Origin of the sequence: Ruegeria sp. MALMAid1280, assembly GCF_049195285.1 — a bacterium.
Lineage (GTDB): Bacteria > Pseudomonadota > Alphaproteobacteria > Rhodobacterales > Rhodobacteraceae > Ruegeria.
Map to the genome: position 1 here is coordinate 115,502 of NZ_JBMIRT010000043.1, position 21,072 is coordinate 136,573.

Annotated in this window: 17 protein-coding genes and 1 riboswitch; of the genes, 13 read left to right on the forward strand and 4 right to left on the reverse strand. The window is 60.5% G+C overall.

All coding sequences use genetic code 11. The annotated features are described in order from the left end of the window. Genes hutH through hutU form a run of 3 tightly spaced genes read left to right on the forward strand, consistent with a single transcriptional unit; the run spans window position 1 to window position 4,015 of the window. On the forward strand, window positions 1-1,530 hold the full coding sequence (gene hutH, locus ACOQFT_RS08210) for a histidine ammonia-lyase (protein WP_421597471.1): 1,530 nt from the start codon (window positions 1-3) through the stop codon (window positions 1,528-1,530). Then, on the forward strand, window positions 1,530-2,345 hold the full coding sequence (hutG, locus tag ACOQFT_RS08215) for an N-formylglutamate deformylase (RefSeq protein WP_421597472.1): 816 nt from the start codon (window positions 1,530-1,532) through the stop codon (window positions 2,343-2,345). Before hutH ends, hutG begins: the two co-directional genes overlap by 1 nt. Continuing rightward, window positions 2,342-4,015 carry a urocanate hydratase gene (gene hutU, locus ACOQFT_RS08220; protein WP_421597455.1) on the forward strand — a complete coding sequence of 558 codons (1,674 nt, stop codon included), beginning with the start codon at window positions 2,342-2,344 and terminating at the stop codon, window positions 4,013-4,015. The genes hutG and hutU overlap by 4 nt, the downstream gene beginning before the upstream one ends. A 511-nt stretch (window positions 4,016-4,526) precedes the next feature. Here hutU and ACOQFT_RS08225 read toward each other — a convergent pair. The 3 genes from ACOQFT_RS08225 to ACOQFT_RS08235 form a co-directional block, all read right to left on the reverse strand. Further along, window positions 4,527-4,757: a hypothetical protein gene (locus ACOQFT_RS08225; protein WP_421597456.1), complete on the reverse strand. Its 231-nt coding sequence runs from the start codon at window positions 4,755-4,757 to the stop codon at window positions 4,527-4,529. Between the two features lie 1,046 nt (window positions 4,758-5,803). Then, entirely contained in the window at window positions 5,804-6,910 is a 1,107-nt protein-coding gene (locus ACOQFT_RS08230) for a ParB/RepB/Spo0J family partition protein (protein ID WP_421597457.1), read from the reverse strand. Then, a complete protein-coding gene (locus ACOQFT_RS08235; RefSeq protein WP_421597458.1) occupies window positions 6,907-8,214 on the reverse strand; it encodes an AAA family ATPase in 1,308 nt (435 codons plus the stop codon). Before ACOQFT_RS08235 ends, ACOQFT_RS08230 begins: the two co-directional genes overlap by 4 nt. 468 nt (window positions 8,215-8,682) lie before the next feature. Between ACOQFT_RS08235 and ACOQFT_RS08240 the strand changes: the two genes are divergently transcribed. The 9 genes from ACOQFT_RS08240 (at window position 8,683) to ACOQFT_RS08280 (ending at window position 19,696) form a co-directional block, all read left to right on the forward strand. Then, on the forward strand, window positions 8,683-9,366 hold the full coding sequence (locus tag ACOQFT_RS08240; RefSeq protein WP_421597459.1) for a DnaA N-terminal domain-containing protein: 684 nt from the start codon (window positions 8,683-8,685) through the stop codon (window positions 9,364-9,366). Window positions 9,367-9,414: 48 nt separating this feature from the next. Then, window positions 9,415-10,029 carry a DUF4178 domain-containing protein gene (locus tag ACOQFT_RS08245; protein ID WP_421597460.1) on the forward strand — a complete coding sequence of 205 codons (615 nt, stop codon included), beginning with the start codon at window positions 9,415-9,417 and terminating at the stop codon, window positions 10,027-10,029. Continuing rightward, complete coding sequence (locus ACOQFT_RS08250) at window positions 10,026-11,330, forward strand: DUF4178 domain-containing protein (RefSeq protein ID WP_421597461.1); 1,305 nt, start codon at window positions 10,026-10,028, stop codon at window positions 11,328-11,330. Before ACOQFT_RS08245 ends, ACOQFT_RS08250 begins: the two co-directional genes overlap by 4 nt. 176 nt (window positions 11,331-11,506) lie before the next feature. After that, window positions 11,507-11,731 (forward strand): DUF350 domain-containing protein, encoded by a 225-nt coding sequence (locus tag ACOQFT_RS08255; protein WP_421597462.1) that lies wholly within the window; start codon window positions 11,507-11,509, stop codon window positions 11,729-11,731. Further along, entirely contained in the window at window positions 11,728-13,269 is a 1,542-nt protein-coding gene (locus tag ACOQFT_RS08260; RefSeq protein WP_421597463.1) for a polyamine aminopropyltransferase, read from the forward strand. Before ACOQFT_RS08255 ends, ACOQFT_RS08260 begins: the two co-directional genes overlap by 4 nt. Window positions 13,270-13,420: 151 nt before the next feature. Further along, window positions 13,421-16,207, forward strand: a complete 2,787-nt coding sequence (locus tag ACOQFT_RS08265) for a bifunctional aconitate hydratase 2/2-methylisocitrate dehydratase (protein WP_421597464.1) — start codon at window positions 13,421-13,423, stop codon at window positions 16,205-16,207. Between the two features lie 168 nt (window positions 16,208-16,375). Then, window positions 16,376-16,481: riboswitch (TPP riboswitch) on the forward strand. Between the two features lie 32 nt (window positions 16,482-16,513). After that, window positions 16,514-17,494, forward strand: a complete 981-nt coding sequence (gene thiB, locus ACOQFT_RS08270) for a thiamine ABC transporter substrate binding subunit (RefSeq protein ID WP_421597465.1) — start codon at window positions 16,514-16,516, stop codon at window positions 17,492-17,494. After that, a complete protein-coding gene (locus tag ACOQFT_RS08275) occupies window positions 17,470-19,017 on the forward strand; it encodes a thiamine/thiamine pyrophosphate ABC transporter permease ThiP (protein ID WP_421597466.1) in 1,548 nt (515 codons plus the stop codon). Before thiB ends, ACOQFT_RS08275 begins: the two co-directional genes overlap by 25 nt. Further along, entirely contained in the window at window positions 19,004-19,696 is a 693-nt protein-coding gene (locus tag ACOQFT_RS08280; protein ID WP_421597467.1) for an ATP-binding cassette domain-containing protein, read from the forward strand. The genes ACOQFT_RS08275 and ACOQFT_RS08280 overlap by 14 nt, the downstream gene beginning before the upstream one ends. 3 nt (window positions 19,697-19,699) lie before the next feature. Here the strand turns inward: ACOQFT_RS08280 and speB are convergent, their stop codons facing one another. Then, window positions 19,700-20,665, reverse strand: coding sequence for an agmatinase (gene speB, locus ACOQFT_RS08285; RefSeq protein WP_421597468.1), 966 nt, complete (start codon window positions 20,663-20,665; stop codon window positions 19,700-19,702). A 312-nt stretch (window positions 20,666-20,977) separates the two neighbouring features. Here speB and ACOQFT_RS08290 point away from each other — a divergent pair. Beyond that, window positions 20,978-21,072, forward strand: a 95-nt coding sequence (locus tag ACOQFT_RS08290; protein WP_421597473.1) for a sugar phosphate nucleotidyltransferase, incomplete at its 3' end; no start/stop codon positions are given.

The following is a 21,072-nucleotide window of genomic DNA, read 5'->3' on the forward strand; positions in this document are numbered from 1 at the left end:
ATTCTCACTCTGGTTCCTGGGCAGACCAAACTGCCACAGCTTGAAAACATCTACTGGAACGAAGCGTCGGCAAGGCTGGATGCGTCCTGCCGCCCGGCGGTTGAACAGGCGGCGGGCCGCATCGCAGCCGCAGCTGCCGGCGACGCGCCGGTCTATGGCGTGAATACCGGCTTTGGCAAACTGGCCAGCCTGAAGATCGAGGCCGAGGATACCGCAACCCTGCAACGGAACCTGATCCTGAGCCATTGTTGCGGTGTGGGCGACGCAACGCCACGCCGGATTGTCCGGCTTATGATGTCGTTGAAGCTACTCAGTTTTGGCCGGGGCGCATCTGGCGTGCGCTGGGAACTGATCGAACTGATGCAGGACATGCTGGAAAAAGGCGTCACGCCCGTTGTGCCCGCGCAAGGATCGGTTGGCGCGTCTGGGGACCTGGCCCCCCTGTCGCACATGACCGCAGTTGTGATCGGCGAAGGTGAGGCCGAATACGAAGGCGAGATTCTGCCCGGTGCCGAGGCGCTGGCAAAGGCAGGTCTGAAGCCGATCGAGTTGGGTCCGAAAGAAGGTCTGGCCTTCATCAACGGGACGCAATTCTCGACCGCCTATGCTCTGGCCGGTCTGTTCGAAGTCTGGCGCGCGGCGCGCAACGCGCTGGTGATCTCGGCCCTGTCGACAGACGCCATCATGGGATCCACCGCGCCGCTGCAGCCTGAAATTCACACCCTGCGCGGACATCGTGGGCAGATCGAAGCGGCAAGCGCCATGCGCGCGATTCTGGCGCAATCCGAGATCCGCGAAAGTCACCGGGACGACGACTCGCGGGTGCAGGATCCCTATTGCATCCGCTGTCAGCCGCAGGTGACAGGTGCCGCGATGGACGTGCTGCGCCAGGCCGCACAGACATTGCTGACCGAAGCAAATGCCGCGACGGATAACCCGCTTGTTCTGACCGATTCAAATCTGATCGTGTCAGGCGGCAACTTCCACGCCGAACCGGTGGGCTTTGCCGCCGATATGATTGCGCTGGCCCTGTCGGAAATCGGCGCGATCAGCCAGCGGCGCATTGCATTGATGGTCGATCCGACGCTCAGCTTCGACCTGCCGCCGTTCCTGACGCCTGCGCCGGGTCTGAACTCGGGCCTGATGATCGCCGAGGTGACGACGGCTGCGCTGATGAGCGAGAACAAGCATCTGGCCAACCCCTGCGTCACCGACAGCACGCCCACTTCGGCCAATCAGGAGGATCACGTTTCCATGGCCGCCCATGGCGCGCGGCGTCTGACCCGCATGGTCGAGAACCTCAACAGCATCCTCGGGGTCGAACTGCTGTGTTCAGCACGCGGCGTCGAATTCCGCGCCCCGCTGCAAACCAGCCCGCTGCTGCAAAAAGCGATTGCCCGCCTGCGCAAGGATGTCTCCAGCTTGCAGGAAGACCGCTATATGGCGCCCGATCTGAAGGCAGCCAAGGAACTGGTTGCGTCCGGTGCCCTGCTTGATGTGGTGAACACCGAGATGCCGGAGCTTGCATGATGCAGGTCTTCGACGTCATACGCGGCGACGGCCCTGTCGTGCTGGGCCAGCCACATGGCGGGACCCGTGTCCCGGATGCCATTGCGGCGCGGCTGAACGCGAACGGGGCCGGTCTGGCGGACACGGATTGGCATATTTCCCGGCTCTATGACGGGTTGCTGCCCGGCGCGACGGTGGTGAAATCCAATGTGCACCGCTATGTGATCGACGCCAACCGCGATCCGTCCGGAGTATCGCTCTATCCGGGGCAGAACACCACGACGCTGGTGCCGCTGACCGATTTCGACGGGAAAGAGATCTGGTTAGACGGGCAAGAGCCATCGACAGATGAAATCGAAGCCCGCCGCGCGGCCTATCACGCACCCTATCACGATGCCCTGCGGGCAGAGTTGGAGCGGGTGCGATCAAGGCACGGGGTGGCGATCCTGTTTGATTGCCATTCAATCCGGTCCAATATCCCGTTCCTGTTCGAAGGCGAGTTGCCGATCTGGAACACCGGGACCAATCTGGGCGCGACCTGCTCCTCTGCGATCGAAGCGGCTGTGGATGCCGTTACGCGGGCGTCGGGCATGGGTGCGGTGCTGAACGGCCGCTTCAAAGGCGGCTGGACGACGCGCCACTATGGTCAGCCCAGCACCGGAATCCACGCCATCCAGATGGAAACGGCGCAACGGGCCTACATGCACGAAACCCCACCTTGGGATTGGGATGACAACCGGGCCGCAATAGCCCGACCGCATCTGCAGAAGATGCTTGAAAAGCTCGACAACCTTGCCCGCTCGGGCACCATTCTTAATCAAGGGAGTGAAGAATGAGCGACCCTCGCAAGAACACCCGCGACGTGTATCCACCGACCGGCACCGAATTGAACGCGAAAAGCTGGCTGACCGAAGCGCCCCTGCGGATGCTGATGAACAACCTGCATCCGGACGTGGCCGAGAACCCGCATGAGTTGGTCGTCTATGGCGGCATCGGTCGCGCCGCCCGGACCTGGAAGGACTTCGACCTGATCGTCGACAGCCTGAAGGATCTGGAAGAGGACGAAACGCTGGTGGTGCAGTCCGGCAAGCCGGTCGCCATCGTGAAGACCCACAAGGACGCGCCGCGGGTGCTGATCGCCAACTCGAACCTGGTGCCCCATTGGGCCAACTGGGATCACTTCAACGAGTTGGATAAAAAGGGCCTGGCCATGTACGGCCAGATGACCGCCGGGTCGTGGATCTATATCGGGTCGCAGGGCATTGTTCAGGGCACCTATGAAACCTTCATGGAGGCCGGGCGTCAGCACTATGGCGGCGACCTGAAAGGGCGCTGGATCCTGACCGGTGGCCTGGGCGGCATGGGCGGCGCCCAGCCTCTGGCCGGTGTGATGGCCGGGGCCTGCTGCCTGGCGGTGGAATGTGACGAGAAATCCGCCGATTTCCGCCTGCGCACCCGCTATGTCGACGAAAAGACCCACAGCCTGGACGAAGCGCTTGCGATGATCGACCACTGGACCAAGGCGGGCGAGGCGAAATCCGTGGCGCTGATCGGCAACGCTGCCGATATCTACCCCGAGATTTACAAGCGCGGCATCAAGCCCGACATCGTCACCGACCAGACCAGCGCCCATGATCCGGTCAACGGCTACCTGCCGCAGGGCTGGACCGTTGCCGAATGGCGCGCCAAGGCCGAAACCGCCCCGAAAGAGGTGGAAAAAGCCGCTCGTGCCTCGATGAAAGTACAGGTCGAGGCGATGGTCGCCTTCCACAATGAGGGTGTGCCAACCGTCGATTACGGCAACAACATCCGCCAGATGGCGCTGGAAGAAGGTCTGGAAGACGCCTTTGCCTTCCCCGGTTTCGTTCCCGCCTATATCCGTCCGCTGTTCTGCCGCGGCATCGGCCCGTTCCGCTGGGCGGCCCTGTCGGGCGACCCCGAGGACATCTACAAAACCGACCAGAAGGTCAAGGAACTGCTGCCCGACAACAAGCACCTGCACAACTGGCTGGACATGGCGCGCGAACGGATCGAATTCCAGGGCCTGCCCGCACGGATTTGCTGGGTTGGTCTGGGTGATCGTCACCGTCTGGGGCTGGCGTTTAACGAAATGGTCAGGAACGGCGAACTGAAAGCCCCTGTCGTGATCGGTCGCGACCATCTGGACAGCGGCTCGGTCGCCTCGCCCAACCGCGAGACCGAAGCGATGATGGACGGTTCGGACGCCGTATCGGACTGGCCGCTGCTGAACGCGCTGGTCAACACCGCCTCGGGCGCGACATGGGTCTCGCTGCACCACGGTGGCGGTGTCGGCATGGGCTTCTCGCAGCACTCGGGCGTGGTGATCTGCGCCGATGGCACCGATGACGCCGCCAAGCGCCTTGAACGCGTTCTGTGGAACGATCCGGCGTCTGGCGTCTGGCGCCACGCGGATGCGGGCTATGACATCGCGAAAGACTGCGCGCGCGAAAATGGCCTGCGCCTGCCGGGCATCCTGGGCAACTAAGGATAACTTCGGGCTCAACGGCAGTTAAACAATTGAATGCACAAAAAGGATCTCGGCTATTCACTCGTGAAGGCCGAGATCTCACCCAGCAACGGAAGCATCATCGTAAACAGCTCTGACTACGAGGTGATCATACATATGGTGTAAAGCTGTCGCCGGAACTTTTTGACCGATTGGGGGCTGATGCCAGGGTCACGTGCGGTTGAGGGCGATGAATGCCCCTGCCCGACCATAGCGGCGTTTCAATCTGTTCGTACTAGAAACCAAAAGCGACCCTTCGCGCAGATTATGTTTAACCGCTTTGCGGTAGCCCGCACAATTTACCGGTCGACCTGCACCTGCTCAGATTTTGCCACAGCACCAATATTGCCGTCGACCTGATCACCGAACACGATCTGGACCGTTTGGGGGGTGGCTGGACTGACGGGGTACTCTGCCGTCTTTTCGGGCAGGCATCCGGGTTCCTTTGAATTCAGGGGAAAGGTGAATACCACCTTAGGGGGGTGGCATTTCACTGATGGGCTTTGGAGACGCACAGCCCTTCACGCGGTGCACCGCAAACCATGAACCCGAAAATGCCTGGATTTTTGATGGCGTGGTGAACGAGACCTTTGGCGATTCCGGGTTGGTTCTCGGCGGTGCTGCCGGCTATGGGGTTGGCGCAACAAATGCCAGTCTGGGGACCAGAGATGATTGCCAGGTGCTCGCGCGGTCCGAAGACATCCTTGACGACTTTTTCCATGACCCGACGCGATGGTACGAGGGGGCGAGCCAGAACGCGACGCGCATCGATGTGCCGAGATGACCATCCGCTGTCTGTCTTCCGGCAGCTTCATCTTCTCGGCAAGTTCGGTCGTGCGGTGTGACGCCCTGCCCTCGCAACGCTCTCAAAATGACGTCGGTCGAATAGCAGCCAATGTTCTGAAATAAGCCCCCGAGCATTCTCCGGCATAGAAGTCGAACCGTTTCATCCCGCTGCCGCTGTCGCGACGGCCGAAACCTACCCGCTTTGGGCTCGGGACCAATTGATCCCGTGCCCTGATTGTTCGCTGCAAAACTTATACTGTGAGTACTTTATGCGCGTTATTTGTAGTTTTTGCACATAACCTTTCCACATGCCCATGTCACCCTTCCTCTCGTCAGGCATTGCTTATCATGTTAAGTTTAGATCACCAAAGCCATGCCCACATTCGCGACCATGAAAGCCATTTCTGCCAATCACCCTGCGCCCTCCCCTGCCCTGTCTCAAGCGGTTCAGGATTCCTTCACGCCGGGATTGCCGGGCTTATGCGCGACGGTATCAACCTGAGTACGTTCGACAAGACCGGCCTGACTTAGGTTTCACTGTCGCAAGCCAAAACGACCCCCAAAGGTGAAACTCCACAGCTGGTACTGCAAGGCCGCGCCGACTAGGCGTTGATGCATTGGATCGAGATCGGAGACATCACCCCAGCCGCCCCGTTCCGACCGGGCGCTGAATCGCCACCTGTCCGCTGATACGACCTATCAGATCATGAAACACCGGCTAATGCTGACCGGGCGAACCGATGGCTTGCCACACCGCATGGGTTGCGCTGGGTGTTCCTGACCCAGATCCCACTGGGCGGCGTCCGGTTCAAGCCGCAATGCGCTTGTCTGCTCACAGATCCAAGATGCCGGTCAAAAGTATTATGACGATGCAGACCATGACGAAAACCCGGCTGCCAATCTTCTGGGATAACCTTGCACAAAAGAAAACGCCGGGCTGCTGACCCGGCGTTTTACCCAACCCAAACATGGCATCAAATCTTACCCGTGGGTAAGATCGTCCTCTTCCTGCAAATCGTCGATCAGTGTTGCGATGGCTTGCTCCAATCGGGCGCGGTCCACGCGGGTGAAATCCAGATCATAGCGCAGCTCGATCCGACCGCTTGAGGCCGAACATTTCGCAACCCCTGCCCGCCCAGACACCTGAAACGTGGTTTTCGCACGCCGCGTTTTGCCACCCGAAGCGCTCACCGGTTTCTTGGGTGTGCTTGCCTCGGCCTCGACGAATGTCCGCAGGATCGCAACTTCACGCGGCCCATCACGGTCCGGCTCGTTCATCACTGCCGCGCTCACCTGGCGGATCAAGCCCGGGTTGGCGTCGAGCTTTCGTTTCAGATCGACTCCCAGATTTCGCGGAATATCGTTGGGATGCATCAGCACCTTGTCCAGCATCATCAGCAGGCTGGCAAAGGATCGGATATAGCTACGCTTGGTGTAGCTGGCGGATTTGAACAGGATCGCAACCGCCTTGTCCACGTCGGGGCAGTCATTCGCCGGGTCCTCGGCATAGGCCCGGGCCAGCGCGCCCATCTCAGCAAAAGATATGTCCTTGCGGATCAGGTTCTCATCCACCATGCGGCGGTAACTGTCGCTCAGATCGGCCGCTTCGGAAATGCCCGCCGGGATCGTAACATAAAGATCGTCACCGGTTTCCTCATGCAGCGCGCGATAGGCCGAAAGACGCCGCATCCCCTGAATCAGATCAAACCGGCCATCGGAACGACGCTCCAACCGGATCGGGTTCGACAGGCCAATATCGCGAATCGAGTCCTTCAATTCGTCCAACTCGGGGTCGGGGCCGGGTTTGCGGTCGCGGGTCAGTTTTTCGGTGACCACGTCCGACAGGGCCACATGTTCGGTCACCAATCCTTCGGACCGCAGGCGAACCAGCTCATGCGCCAGTCGGTCGTTTTCGGCGCGAATGGTATCCTCGGTCGATTGCTGGTCACGCAACGCGTCGGCGTTTTCCGAGATTGCCGTAGCCATCGGGCCGCGCCGCTTTTCAAGTACCTTGTCCGGAACCTTGCCGACCGGGATGTCCTCCATGGACGGCATGTCGATGTCAAACATTCTGCGTTTACGGCTCATGCGTCATCCTCCAGCTTGTCCCAGGCCGACAGCATCACGTCCCGGAACTCTTCATACACATTGTCAAAGGTCGAGCGCGCGCGGCGCCATGTTTCCCGCGTCATCTCGCGGTAGTCCATCTCATAGACCGAGCTCAGGAAGCGGCCTGATTGTTCGACGGCGCGGGTCATTTCCACCGGGTGTTCAGCGACATGTTCACCGAACACCTTCTTGAAAGCATCGAACATGGCCAGATGCAGCGCGTTGCCCGGTTCATATCGGGTCAGCAGGAAACGCATCTCACAGAATGTCTTGGGCAGGCCGATCTTACCCGTGGGTAAGGTTTTGTCGAAGCCGTAGGCAAGATCTTCCAGCGCCTCGGCCAGCTGGCCAATGAACGAAGTGGTCGAGTCATATTCCCAGTAGCCGGGACCAGACGGAATATAGAGCATGTCAGCGGCAAACACCGCGTTCATCGACTGATAGCCAATCGCGGGCGGGCAATCGAACAGGATCAGGTCATAGGCGTCGTCGGGGATCTGATCCAAATACCGGGACACGGCGGCAAAGAACGACCACTCGGGGTTCAGGTGCCGGTACTGAGCCGAGGCAAACTCCACGAAGGCCGCGTTGGCACAGGAGGGGATGACGTCGATGGTCGACCACGAACTTTGCTTGATGAAGTCCGAGATACGCAGATCGCCCAAACCCATGCCCGTAATCGAAGGCGGCAGTTCACGGCGGGGCAGGGCGGTGCCGGATTCAGCCGCGGCGGGGCGGTTGTTCATCCGCTCGGTCTCGCGGATCAGGTCGCGGGCCATGATGCCCCAGACGGTGAAATCCTCGGCCACATCGGTCAGACCCATCGAATGGCTCAGTGTCGCCTGCGGGTCGAAATCCACCACCAGCACGCGGTAGCCATCCAGCGCGGCGGCATGCGCCAGATGCAGGGCGACAGTGGACTTGCCGGCGCCGCCCTTGAAGTTGGCCACCGCCGCGCGCATGGCACGCTTGCCCACGGGGCGGGGCGGCATCAGGGATTTGCGGTTCACCTTGAGCCGCCGGCGCAGCTCATTCACCTCTTCCAGACTGAACCAGCGCTGACGGCCTTCCGGTTCCACCTCACCGCCGGGCAGCGAGGGGTCGGCGGCCAGCTTGCCGCGAAAGGTGGATTGGTTGACGCGAAAGATCAGTTCGGACACCTCCCAGCTTGAAAACCGGCGGAGGGTCTTCTCCATCTCGGGGCTGAAGGTCTGCTGGCGAATCCAGCCCTGCATTTTGAGGGACTGATTGCGCAATGCGTTCAGGTCTTCGTGCGTGTACATGCCTCAAGTCTCATCGTTTGGGACGCTATTTTATATGTGTTTTCTATTTACGCTTGATTTGCTCTTTACGCAAAAGGAAATATGATGAGACAGTGATCTTACCCACGGGTAAAAAATCAAGGGCTTCGCGGGCGCTGGTCGATTCGGAGGCCCGATGATTCGTCAGGGGGCAAGATCGCGGGCGCCGCGACTGGATTTAGGGGGTCGCAACTGTCTAAACCACCCCATTTGGGGGGACAAAACAAGCCAATAAGGGGACAGCCAAGATGTCCCCCATCACCAATACTTCACCCATTTTCTTTTTGAATTTTGAATTGGGATTGGCGGCAATCCGGCTCTAAGTCAGACTCCGCTTGACAGAATCGTCGGATTGGACGCTAATCAGGGCATCAAGACGAAAAGCGTTGGCAAACAGCGCAAGACTGGCGGTATGAACCGTCCGAGGCAGACAGAGCGGTGAGAACGGGAATGCAGGTTGCAAAACCGGTCGGGCGAAATGCGCCCGCGATAAAATATGATATTCTGTCCGCATTGACCGTGCACGCCCTGTCGGGCGACAAGCACCGTCAGCGCAGCATTCTGCGTATCATTGCCCTGATCACCACCCGCTACAACTGGCGCAACAATGAGCTGTCGATTGGCCGCGAGGAAATCGCGCGTCTTTGGTCAGTGAATGAACGTACGGTCAAACGGGAAATGGCCAAGCTGCGGACATTGGGATGGATCGCTGTCAAGCGCCCCGCCGCGCGCGGGCGGGTGGCGGTCTATGAATTGGACTTGAAACAGCTGATGATCGACACGTCCGAAGTGTGGCCGACAATCGGGTCCGATTTCCAGGCGCGGATGACGGAAGAACCCGAAGTGGAAACCAACGTCGTACCGTTCACGGCCAAACCTTCGCTCCCGGAGGTGTCGGACGGCGATGTCTGGACGCAGGTTCAGGCCATCCTGCATGGACGCGATCCCGAGCTTTGGGCCAGCTGGTTCCGGCATCTGACCGAGGCCGACAGGGCAGGGGGGATGGTTACCCTGATGGCGCCGTCGCGATTCATGGCGGATTATATCGCCCAGAAATGGACCGGACGGTTGCTGGCCGCCTACAGCCGCGTTGACCCGGATGTGCGCAGCGTTCGGTTGGAGACGGCGGAGTAGGGGTCAATCACAGCTTGAAATTTTCACCTCTATGCGCGACCTGACACCATGCAGGATTTCAATTGCCCCAATTGCGGGTCTTTATGCCCGATCATCTTGAAAACCGCCAAGCTCGTGACCTGCCCTTCATGCGGCACGACCCTGTTTCTGAAGGGCGATCACATTGAACAGGCCGGAGAGCAAGGCGTGATGCATGACGCGCCGCTGTTGTTCGGAGTTGGAGATACCGTCGAACTGGGGCGCAAGACCATGCAGATAATCGGCCACGCGCGGTACTCTTACGGCCGCGGGTTCTGGGATGAATATTGTGGGATCGCGCAAATGGGGGCGACCTTGTGGATATCGGTCGACGAAGGCGACGTGGTCGAACAGACCCGCATCCCGGCAGAGAACGTACCGAGGGCCAGACCTCCGTTCAAACCTGGCGAGACGCTGGACTTCAACGGCGCCACCTATACCGTGACCGAAATCGAACAGGCCGAGTGCATCGCCTTACGCGGGCAGTTCGACGAGCCGCTGCGGGTGGGTGAGACCTATTGCTTCGTCAATGCCTCAGCCGATGGTTACCGGCTGCTGTCCGGTGAGTTCTGGGGCGAAAGCGAAGCGTGGTTCGAAGGGCGCTGGCACGATCCGTTCGGCGTGAAGGTGCAGAAACAGACATGACCCGGACGCCCGAGCTTACATCCATCAACTGCACTTCCTGCGGCGCCGGATTGGACGTTTTGGGCGGCGGGCGAGTAGTGGTCAAAATCTGCGAATTTTGCGGATCAGAATTGAATGCGCAGGACAATTATAAGATTCTTCGCAAGTTCACTGATCGGAAAAGACCCCGGACGCCGTTTTCGGTCGGGATGCGCGCTACGTTGTATGATGTCGAGTTTGTCATCATTGGCCTGGTTCAACACACCGAACGCTGGGCCGGCCGCGTCTTCACCTGGATCGACCATCAGCTTTATTCGCCAACCCATGGCTATGCCTGGCTAACGCTGGAAAACAGCCATCTGGTGTTTTCGCGGCGATACAGGGGAACCGGCTGGTTGTCCGAGCGCGTGGTGGAAAGCGCTGAGCACCGGCCAACTGTTCATATCAGTGGGGAACCGTTCCGCTACTACGAGACCACAACCAGCAAGATCACCTATGTCGAAGGCGAATTTACCTGGCGGCCAAAGTTTGGTGAGAGGACGGTGACCGTCTCGGCCATGTCCGACTCGGCGATGCTTGGGTTTTCGCAAACGGGCGGCGAGCGTGAGGCCTACCGCTCGGTCTATGTGACCAAGGCCGAGGCCGAAGCGGCCTTTGGCGTCGCGCTGGACCTCAAGCCCTATCGCGTGCATCCGTTGCAACCCTTTGTGGCGGGGCGGAACTTTTGGTTCCTGCTGATCAGCTCGTTCGTGTTCGCGGCCATCTGTCTGGTGATGGCCTTGGGGTTCAATCTGCACAGCGGGCGGACTGTGTTGCGCAACACCCAGGTGGCTATGCGGGACCTGCCGGTTGAGATTGCCATTCCGCTGGAGGCCGACAACCGGCTGACCTCGATCCGGGTCACCGGCGATATGCGGAACAGCTGGGCCTATCTTGAGATGGAGATGCTGGACCCGAACGGCCAGCCGGTGTTCGAGACCGGCCGCACCATCGAATCCTATTCCGGCCGTGACGCCGACGGCAATTGGAGCGAAGGATCACCGGCGACCCGGTTGCGCTTTCGCCCCGAAATCAGCGGAACCTACACCCTGGCCCTGTCGGCAGCCGAGAAAGGGCTGTGGCATGGCGGGAACGGTCGGCAAAACCCGTCGGGTGAACCGTTCACCCGTTTAAGGCTGGAAGTGCGGGCCGGTTTGTTCACCGGCAAATGGATGGCGTTTCTGGGTGCGGTCTTCGGGGCGTTGTTCCTGTATCAGTTCGGGCGTAAATGGCTGCATCGACGGGCGCGCTGGTCCGGGTCTGACTGGGTAGACGAGGATTAACGTGACTGCATTCCGGATCATCTTCCTACTGATCTCAACCGCGGCCGTGGGGGCCACGGGATATGTAACTTACAACGGTTACGGCGGCGAAAGCCGTGACCTGGACAGATCCGTCCGCGTCGGCAGCGATGGCGGCGGCTATTATCGATCAAATCGCGTGAAATAACGGGGACATCATGGACTATTTTGCAGCCATTCAGATTGCAGAGGTAATCAGCACGATCTTTTATACTTTCCTCGGCGTCATGCTGATGTGGGTGGTGTGGAAGGTCATCGACTGGCTGACCCCGTTTTCCATCGTGCGCGAGATCGAGCATGACCAGAACGTGGCGCTGTCGATCCTGATCGGGCTGCTGTTCGTCTCGGTCGCCATCATCATCGCCGCCGTCATCCTGTCATGACAGCGGCCCGCGCGGTCGAGGCGCGCGCCGCGTGGCTGCTGGCCGCGACGTTTCTGGTTGCCATTGCCGGGCTGATCTACGAGCTGATCGCGGCCACGCTCTCCAGCTATCTGCTGGGGGATTCGGTGCGGCAGTTCTCGCTGGTCATCGGGATATTCCTGTCGGCGATGGGGCTGGGGGCGTGGTTGTCGCGCTTTGTGACCCACGCGTTTTCCGGCTTTGTCTGGGCGCAGATTCTGCTGGGGGTCGTCGGCGGCTTCATGGCACCGGTGCTGTTTCTGAACTATGCGTGGATGGGGCATGTGGCGACGCCGCTTTACGCTGCGCTGGTCCTCATCGGGGTGCTGTCGGGGATGGAGATCCCCCTGATCGCGCGGGTTCTGGAACAGATCGGCGCGCTGAAGTTCCGGTTCGAAAATGTCCTGAGCGTCGATTACGTGGGTGCGCTGGTGGCCTCGCTGGCTTTTCCGCTGCTGGTGATCCCGCATCTGGGGCTGATGTCGGCCAGCCTGGCCTTTGGCGGTTTGAACCTGGCGGTGGCGGGGCTGTCCCTGTTTCTGTTCCGGCAATGGGCCAGCCGGTTGCAGGTTGCAGTCTGGGCGCTGGCCTTTGCGGCGACTATGGTGGCGCTGTGGCATTCCGAGAAACTGGTCTCGGTCACCGAGGCCGAACTGTTCGAGGATGACGTGATCCTGTCCGAGGCGACACCCTATCAGCAGATCACGGTGACGCGCTATCGCGACCGGGTGCGGCTGTTTCTGGATCACTCGATCCAGTTCGACACGCTGGACGAGCACCGCTATCACGAGCCGCTGGTGCACCCGGCCATGGCATTGGCACCGCGGCGGGCGGATATTCTGGTGCTGGGTGGTGGCGACGGCATGGCCGTGCGCGAGGTGCTGCGCTATGAGGGTGTTGAAAGCGTGACGCTGGTCGATCTGGACCCGCGTGTCACGCAGGTGTTCCGCGACCATCCGGACCTGTCGTCCCTGAACGATGGGGCGTTGGCCGATCCGCGCGTCGCCATCACCAATCAGGATGCGTGGAAGTTCCTTGAAGCGGACGACCGGGTTTATGACGTGATCCTCATCGACCTGCCCGACCCGAAATCCATCGCATTGTCGCGGCTATATACCCGGCAATTCTATGGGCTGGCCGTCGAACGGCTGAGCGGGCAGGGGCTGTTGGTCACGCAGGCCGGATCGCCGTTTTTCGCACGTCAGGCCTTTTGGTCGGTGGTCGAGACCCTGAACAGCAGCCGCAATCCGCAACAGCCGGGGCAGGGGCTGCATACGTTGCCGTATCACAGCTACGTGCCCAGTTTCGGCGAGTGGGGGTTTGTGTTGGCTTCGCCCGAACCGCTGCCGGGCCGGGAATTGGACCTGCCGGAGGGGCTGCGCTATCTGACCGATGACGTGTGGCAGGCGGCGCAGGTGTTCGGCTCGGATATGGATCGCGTCGCAGCCGAACCCAATACGCTGCAGACCCATGTTCTGACCGGGTACTATCTGGACGGCTGGGATTACTGGTTCCGGTGAATTGTCACCCCGGCTGGTGCAAGCCGCGCAGATGGTCCCTTGATATTCTCCGCAGAATGGTATACCGCCGCATACAAATGATTGCCGGATCTGTCAGAACACCGCGAATCCGGCAAAAAAGCGTCACCAATTGCAAACAGCCGGATCAGCCATGAGCCTTTATACAGACTACCTCAGCGAAATCGAAACCCGCAAGGAACAGGGGTTGCACCCCAAGCCCATCGATGATGGTGCACTTGTCAAAGAGATTGTCGGCCAGATCAAGGATACCGGCAATGCTCACCGGGCGGAGTCGCTGAACTTTTTCATCTACAACACGCTGCCGGGCACAACCAGCGCCGCAGGTGAAAAGGCCAAGTTCCTGAAAGAGATCATTCTGGGCGAGGCCGTGGTCGAAGAGATCTCGGTTCCTTTCGCGTTCGAGCTGCTGTCGCACATGAAAGGCGGCCCCTCGGTCGAGGTTCTGCTGGATCTGGCGCTGGGTGATGATGCCGCGATCGCCGGTCAGGCCGCCGAGGTGCTGAAATCGCAGGTCTTCCTGTATGACGCCGACACCGACCGGTTGAAGGCCGCGTTCGAAGCCGGCAATGCGGTGGCGAAGGACATTTTGGAAAGCTATGCCAAGGCCGAGTTCTTCACCAAGCTTCCTGATCTGGACGAAGAAGTAAAAGTCGTGACCTACATCGCCGGTGAAGGTGATATTTCGACAGACCTGATGTCGCCGGGTGCCGAGGCGCATTCGCGTTCTGACCGAGAGCTGCACGGCCAGTGTTTCAGCACCCCGGAAGCCCAGGCCGAGATTCGCGCATTGCGTGAAGCACATCCTGATGCCCGCGTGATGATGATCTCGGAAAAAGGCACCATGGGTGTGGGGTCGTCGCGCATGTCAGGGATCAACAACGTGGCGCTGTGGACCGGTAAGCAGGCCAGCCCTTACGTACCTTTCGTCAACATCGCGCCGGTCGTGGCGGGCACCAATGGTATCTCTCCGATCTTCCAGACCACCGTGGGCGTGACCGGTGGTATCGGCATCGACCTGAAGAACTGGGTCAAGAAGGTCGACGAAGACGGCAACGCGATCCTGAACAATGACGGCAACCCGATCCTGGAGGAGGCCTATTCGGTCGCAACCGGTACGGTTCTGAAGATCAACACCAAAGACCACAAGCTGCTGAGCGAAGATGGCGAAGAGCTCGCCGATGTGTCCGCCTCTTTCACGCCGCAGAAGGTGGAATTCATGAGGGCGGGCGGGTCATACGCCGTTGTTTTCGGCAAGAAGCTGCAGACATTTTCGGCCGAGACGCTGGGCATCGAAGCCCCCCTGGTCTTTGCCCCGTCGAAAGAGATCAGCCACAAAGGTCAGGGCCTGACCGCGGTCGAAAAGATCTTCAACAAGAACGCGGTTGGCGCAACTCCGGGCAAGACCCTGCACGCCGGTTCGGATGTGCGCGTCAAGGTTAACATCGTTGGCTCGCAGGACACCACCGGCCTGATGACCATGCAGGAACTCGAAGCGATGGCGGCAACCGTCGTGGCGCCCAGCGTTGATGGCGCCTATCAGTCGGGCTGCCACACCGCATCGGTCTGGGATACCAAGGCACAGGCCAACACGCCGCGCCTGATGAAATTCATGAACGATTTCGGCCTTGTCACCGGTCGCGACCCGAAAGGCGTCTATCACGCGATGACCGACGTGATCCACAAGGTGCTGAACGACATCACCGTGGATGACTGGTCGGTTATCATCGGCGGCGACAGCCACACCCGTATGTCCAAAGGCGTGGCCTTCGGCGCCGACTCGGGCACCGTGGCACTGGCGCTGGCGACCGGTGAAGCCTCGATGCCGATCCCGGAGTCGGTCAAGGTGACCTTCAAGGGCAACATGGCCGAGCACATGGACTTCCGCGATGTGGTGCACGCCACCCAGGCGCAGATGCTGGAGCAGCATGGCGACAACGTTTTCCAGGGCCGCGTGATCGAAGTGCATATCGGCACGCTGCTGGCGGACCAGGCCTTTACCTTCACCGACTGGACCGCCGAGATGAAGGCCAAGGCCTCGGTCTGTATCTCGAATGACGACACGCTGATCGGTTCGCTGGAACTGGCCAAGTCGCGCATCCGGATCATGATCGACAAGGGCATGGAGCATGAAAACGGCATGCTGCAAAAGCTGATCAACATCGCGGATGCCCGCATCGCCGAGATCAAGTCGGGTGAAAATCCGGCTCTGCGCCCCGATGACAACGCGAAGTACTTCGCCGAGGTTGTCGTCGATCTGGATCAGATCGTCGAGCCGATGATCGCCGACCCGGACGTCAACAACGCCGATGTTTCCAAGCGCTACACCCACGACACGATCCGCCCGATCTCTTACTACAATGCAGAAAAGCAAGTGGATCTGGGCTTTGTCGGCTCGTGCATGGTGCACAAGGGGGACATCAAGATCGTCGCGCAGATGCTGAAGAACCTGGAAAAGGAAACCGGCAAGGTCGAATTCAAGGCGCCGCTGGTTGTAGCGGCCCCGACCTACAACATCATCGACGAGTTGAAGGCAGAGGGCGACTGGGAAGTGCTCGAGAAATACTCGGGTTTCGAGTTCGACGACCTGTTCCCGAAAACGCAGGCGCGCACCGAGTATGAGAACATTCTCTATCTCGAGCGCCCCGGCTGTAACCTCTGCATGGGCAACCAGGAGAAAGCCGCCAAGGGCGATACGGTTCTGGCCACCTCGACCCGCCTGTTCCAGGGCCGCGTCGTGGCAGATGCACCGGACAAGAAAGGCGAAAGCCTGCTGGCCTCGACCCCGGTTGTCGTGCTGTCGGCCATCCTGGGCCGAACGCCGAAGATCGAAGAGTACAAGGCGGCGGTCGAAGGCATCGACCTGACCAAGTTCGCCCCGCCCGTGGTGCCGGAAAACACCAAATCGGCGCATTTCTAAGACCCGTCAGGCCGGTTCATCACGAACCGGCCTGAACGTTTCCTGACAGCGGAATTCCTGATCCCGCCCGTTTGACCACGGTGACGCCAGAACAAGAACAGGACGGGTGAAATAGGCGAAACCCGACCAACAGGCGGGTTGTCTTTTGGTCGGTTCCCGCCTAGTCAGAGCCTTACCTCGGGGTGCGTGGCGCGGCCACGCTGAGATGCCTTTGGCGAACCCGTTGAACCTGAACCGGCTAGAACCGGCGGAGGGAAAGGTGACGGTTTCATCCATCCTTGCCCTCTCGCCGCAATGGAGGATGACATGAAACATCTGATGATTGCTGCGGGAATTCTGAGTGCAACCACGGCCATGGCGGCCGATAAACCTCAGCTGACCGTGTATACCTATGACAGCTTTGTCTCGGACTGGGGCCCCGGCCCGCAGGTGAAAGAGGCGTTTGAGGCGGTCTGTGACTGCGAGCTGAACCTTGTCGGCGTCGAGGATGGCGCGGCGTTGTTGTCGCGCATCCGGCTGGAGGGTGAGACCTCGGACGCTGACGTGGTGCTGGGGCTGGATACCAATCTGATCAATGCGGCCAAAGAAACCGGCCTGTTTGCGCCCAGCTCGGTCAGCGCCGAATACACCCTGCCGATCGAATGGGCGGACGAGGTATTCGCGCCCTACGACTGGGGCTATTTCGCCTTTGTCCATAATGCCGATGCTGCGGCGCCTGCAAATTTTCGCGAACTGGCCGATGGTGACACCAAAATCATCATTCAGGACCCGCGTTCTTCGACCCCCGGTCTGGGGCTGCTTTTGTGGGTTCAGGCGGCTTATGGCGATGAGGCGGCAGATATCTGGGCCGGGCTGGCTGACAATATCGTCACCGTGACCAAGGGCTGGTCCGAGGCCTATGGCCTGTTTCTGGAAGGTGAGGCCGACATGGTCCTCAGCTATACCACCTCGCCCGCCTATCACCTGATCGCCGAAGAAGACGCCAGCAAAGCGGCGGCTGCTTTTGACGAAGGTCACTACATGCAGGTCGAGGTCGCCGCCAAGCTGGCCGGGACCGATCAGCCCGAACTGGCGGATCAGTTCCTGAACTTCATGGTCTCGGACGCGTTCCAGCAGATCATTCCGACGACCAACTGGATGTACCCGGCGGTGACTCCGGCAGCCGGTCTGCCCGAAGGGTTCGAGACGCTGATTCAGCCGGAAAAATCCCTGCTGTATTCTCCGGATGAGGCCGCCGTTGTGCGGGATCAGGCGCTGGCGGAATGGCTGAGCGCGCTCAGCCAGTAAGCCCCTGGCCGGGCGTTGGCGCGGCGGCTTTGGTGGCCGCGCTGATATTGGGGACCCTTGCTGCTGTTGCCCTGCGGTCCGATGCGGCGGGCGGGTTCGGCCCGGCGGATTGGGCCGCCCTGCGGTTCACGCTTGTGCAGGCGGTTTTGTCTGCCCTGTTCAGTGCGGCGCTGGCGGTGCCGGTGGCGCGGGCACTGGCCCGGCGGCGATTTCCGGGGCGGCGTGTGTTGATTGCATTGCTGGGAGCGCCGTTCATTCTGCCGGTCATCGTGGCGATCCTCGGGCTGTTGCAGGTCTTCGGCCGCGCGGGGTGGATTTCGGAAATTCTGGGTGTCTTTGGCCTGCCGCCGATACGGATCTACGGGTTGCACGGCGTTGTGCTGGCGCATGTCTTCTTCAACCTGCCGCTTGCGACGCGGCTTATCCTGCAGGCGTGGCAGGAAATCCCCGCCGAACGCTTTCGTCTGGCCGCGCAGCTGGGCTGTGACGGAATGGCGATGTTCCACCTGATCGAGCTGCCAATGCTCAGGCGCATCCTGCCCGGCGTGCTGGCGGTGATCTTTGCCATCTGTCTGACCAGTTTTGCCGTTGCTCTGACCCTTGGCGGAGGACCGCGGGCAACAACGATTGAACTCGCGATCTATCAGGCCTTTACCTATGATTTCGATCTTGGCCGGGCGGCGTTGCTGTCGGCGTTGCAACTGGCCCTGACCGCGGCGGCAGCGCTGGCCGCCCTGAAGTTTTCGCGCGGCGACGGGTTCGGGGCCGGGCTGGACCGGGCCATCCGCCGCTGGGATGGCGGTGCGCCGATACTTGATACGTTTTGGATTCTGGCAGCAGCGGCGTTTCTGCTGCTGCCTTTGGCGGCGGTGGTGATTTCCGGGCTTTCGGGGCTGTTCGAGATGCCGTCGCTGGTGTTCCGCGCGGCGCTGACCTCGGTTCTGGTGGCTGCGGCCAGCACGGCTGTTCTGTTGATGCTGGCTCTGCCCATGGCCATGGCCGTTGCGACCGGGCGATACGGGATCGTCGAACTCAGCGGTATTCTGGGACTGGCGGCGTCGCCCCTGGTGATCGGCACCGGCCTGTTCATCCTGATCCGCCCGGTGGCCAACCCGGCGACACTGGCGCTGCCGGTCACGGCGTTGGTGAATGCGGTCATGGCGCTGCCGTTCGCCCTGCGCATTCTGGTTCCGGCCGCGCGGGAGGTGGTCACGCGCCACGGGCGGCTGGCCTTGTTGCTGGACATGGACAAAACAACCTTTTTCGCAAGGGTTCTGTTACCTCGAATGCGCCCGCAAATCCGCTTTGCCGCCGGTCTTGCCGCCGCGTTGTCGATGGGCGATCTCGGTGTCATTGCGTTGTTCGCCGATCCGCAGATCGCCACCTTGCCGCTGCAGATTTACCGGTTGATGGGGGCTTACCAAATGCAGGCGGCGGCGGGGGCGGCGTTGTTGCTTTTGGTGCTGTCGATGGGGGCCTTCTGGCTTTTGGATCGCGGAGGGCGATTACATGCTGAAACTTGACGGGTGCGTCATTGAAAATGGCGGTTTCGCACTGCAGGCCGATTTTACAGTCGAGGCCGGGGCAAGCGTTGCCATCGTCGGCCCCTCCGGTGCGGGCAAGTCGACGCTGCTTGAGGCCATCGCCGGGTTTCGCGGCCTCAAACAGGGGCAAATCCTGTGGCGGGGTCAACGGATCTCTGGCCTTGCCCCGGGAAAACGCCCGCTGGCGATGCTGTTTCAGGATGGCAACCTGTTCCCGCATCTGACGGTGGAACAGAACGTTGCCCTGGGCCTGCGCCCGAACGGGCGTCTGTCGGCCGAGGAAAAATCGCAGGTCAAAACCGCGCTGGCCCGCGTGGCGCTGCCCGGTTTCGAGAGGCGCAAACCGGCCGAGCTGTCGGGGGGCCAACAAAGCCGAGTCGCGCTGGCCCGGGTCCTGGTGCAACGGCGTGACATGCTGTTGCTGGACGAACCCTTTGCAGCGCTGGGGCCTGCGCTGAAGGCTGAAATGCTGGACCTTGTTGCAGGGTTGCTGGCCGAGACCGGAACAACTCTGCTGATGGTCAGCCATGACCCGCAGGACGCCCGCCGCATCGCCGATCAGACGGTGCTTGTGGCCGACGGACGTGCGCATTCGCCCGCGTCAACGACGCAGCTGTTCGACAACCCGCCGCCCAGCCTGCGGGCCTATCTGGGATAGGCGCTATTTTCGGTTGTGGAAGATGAAGCCGAGGAAGTTCAGCAGGAGCTGCGCCGCCAGAATCTGCGTGCTTTCCGTCTGATCATAGGCCGGGGCGACCTCGACCAAATCGATGCCGACCACATCACCGCGCTTGCTCAGCCCCTGAAGGATTTCCAACACGTCATAATAGAGAAATCCGCCATGGCTGGGCGTTCCGGTGCCCGGCGCGATGGAAGGGCAGAACGCGTCGATATCGATGGTGACATAATAGCGCGCGCCTTCGGGGATACGGTCCAGAACACCGTCCGTGCCCAGCTTGCGTACCTGCCTGACCGACAGGATATCCGAACCGCGGGCGCGGGCATCCTCATAGCCTTCCCTGGCGGTTGAGGAGACGTTGCGGATGCCCAGCTGTGTCATCCCCGAGACGTAGTCCTTTTCGATCGCCCGCCGCATCGGGTTGCCGTGGCCTTCGGTGACGCCGTGGCGTTCATCGACAAAATCCAGATGCGCGTCGATCTGAACCACATGGATGGGGCCGTTCTTGTCGCAATCCTCGGCAAAGGCGCGGATACAGGGGATGTTGACCGAGTGATCGCCGCCGATGGTCACCGGCAACGCACTGGCATCCAGTATCTTCTTCACCCCGTATTCGATATTGGCGTGGCTTTCCTTTGTCTTGGTATGGATGATATCGGCGTCGCCCAGATCGACAATCCGCACGTCACTGCCCAGATATGTGGCGTCGTCCTCGTGGTCATAGGCGCCGGCATGGCCAAAGCTGAACAGGGTCGAGGCCTCGCGCACCGCACGCGGTCCGAACCGGGCACCCGGTCGGAACTGACATCCGAAATCGAACGGTGCGCCAAGTATGGCGACATCGGCATCAATATTGTCCCAGTCCCCGACATAGGGCTTTTTGCCAAAGGTCGCGATGCCGACAAAGGGCAGGTTCAGACGACCCGATTCATAGCCATGACCCGACATGATCTCTCCGTTCTTTTTGCGTTACCGTTACAGGAATTGCGTGAATTCAGGTGATGCCGCCAGCTGTCCGGAGGCAGTTTGCAGGATGATAAGAGAAGTGCGGTGCGCCGCAAGCCACCACCGACCAACAATGATGAAAAGCGGCGGTGATGAGCGCCACATTTAAGGCTTGGCGTTTGCAAGTGTCTTAGGCGCAATATGCGCAGGCATACCGCATTTCAGCGAAAAAACTTTGCGGTGTTGTCCAGGCACTTGTCACATCAAATGTCATTGACTAGGACCGGTTGAAGCAAATCAGATATTGAGCATTTTATGTTGATCACACCTGTTCTTCTTTGTGGTGGTTCCGGAACGCGTCTTTGGCCCTTGTCGCGCAAAAGCTATCCCAAGCAATTTGTGCCGCTGGT

Coding starts and splice junctions, on each gene's coding strand:
- ACOQFT_RS08280 (WP_421597467.1), top strand. CDS start 19,004: ATGCTGAAACTTGACGGGTGCGTCATTGAAAATGGCGGTTTCGCACTG.
- speB (WP_421597468.1), bottom strand. CDS start 20,665: ATGTCGGGTCATGGCTATGAATCGGGTCGTCTGAACCTGCCCTTTGTC.
- ACOQFT_RS08245 (WP_421597460.1), top strand. CDS start 9,415: ATGCAGGATTTCAATTGCCCCAATTGCGGGTCTTTATGCCCGATCATC.
- ACOQFT_RS08255 (WP_421597462.1), top strand. CDS start 11,507: ATGGACTATTTTGCAGCCATTCAGATTGCAGAGGTAATCAGCACGATC.
- ACOQFT_RS08230 (WP_421597457.1), bottom strand. CDS start 6,910: ATGAGCCGTAAACGCAGAATGTTTGACATCGACATGCCGTCCATGGAG.
- ACOQFT_RS08225 (WP_421597456.1), bottom strand. CDS start 4,757: ATGGAAAAAGTCGTCAAGGATGTCTTCGGACCGCGCGAGCACCTGGCA.
- hutU (WP_421597455.1), top strand. CDS start 2,342: ATGAGCGACCCTCGCAAGAACACCCGCGACGTGTATCCACCGACCGGC.
- ACOQFT_RS08240 (WP_421597459.1), top strand. CDS start 8,683: ATGCAGGTTGCAAAACCGGTCGGGCGAAATGCGCCCGCGATAAAATAT.
- hutG (WP_421597472.1), top strand. CDS start 1,530: ATGCAGGTCTTCGACGTCATACGCGGCGACGGCCCTGTCGTGCTGGGC.
- ACOQFT_RS08260 (WP_421597463.1), top strand. CDS start 11,728: ATGACAGCGGCCCGCGCGGTCGAGGCGCGCGCCGCGTGGCTGCTGGCC.
- ACOQFT_RS08265 (WP_421597464.1), top strand. CDS start 13,421: ATGAGCCTTTATACAGACTACCTCAGCGAAATCGAAACCCGCAAGGAA.
- ACOQFT_RS08250 (WP_421597461.1), top strand. CDS start 10,026: ATGACCCGGACGCCCGAGCTTACATCCATCAACTGCACTTCCTGCGGC.
- thiB (WP_421597465.1), top strand. CDS start 16,514: ATGAAACATCTGATGATTGCTGCGGGAATTCTGAGTGCAACCACGGCC.
- ACOQFT_RS08235 (WP_421597458.1), bottom strand. CDS start 8,214: ATGTACACGCACGAAGACCTGAACGCATTGCGCAATCAGTCCCTCAAA.
- ACOQFT_RS08275 (WP_421597466.1), top strand. CDS start 17,470: ATGGCTGAGCGCGCTCAGCCAGTAAGCCCCTGGCCGGGCGTTGGCGCG.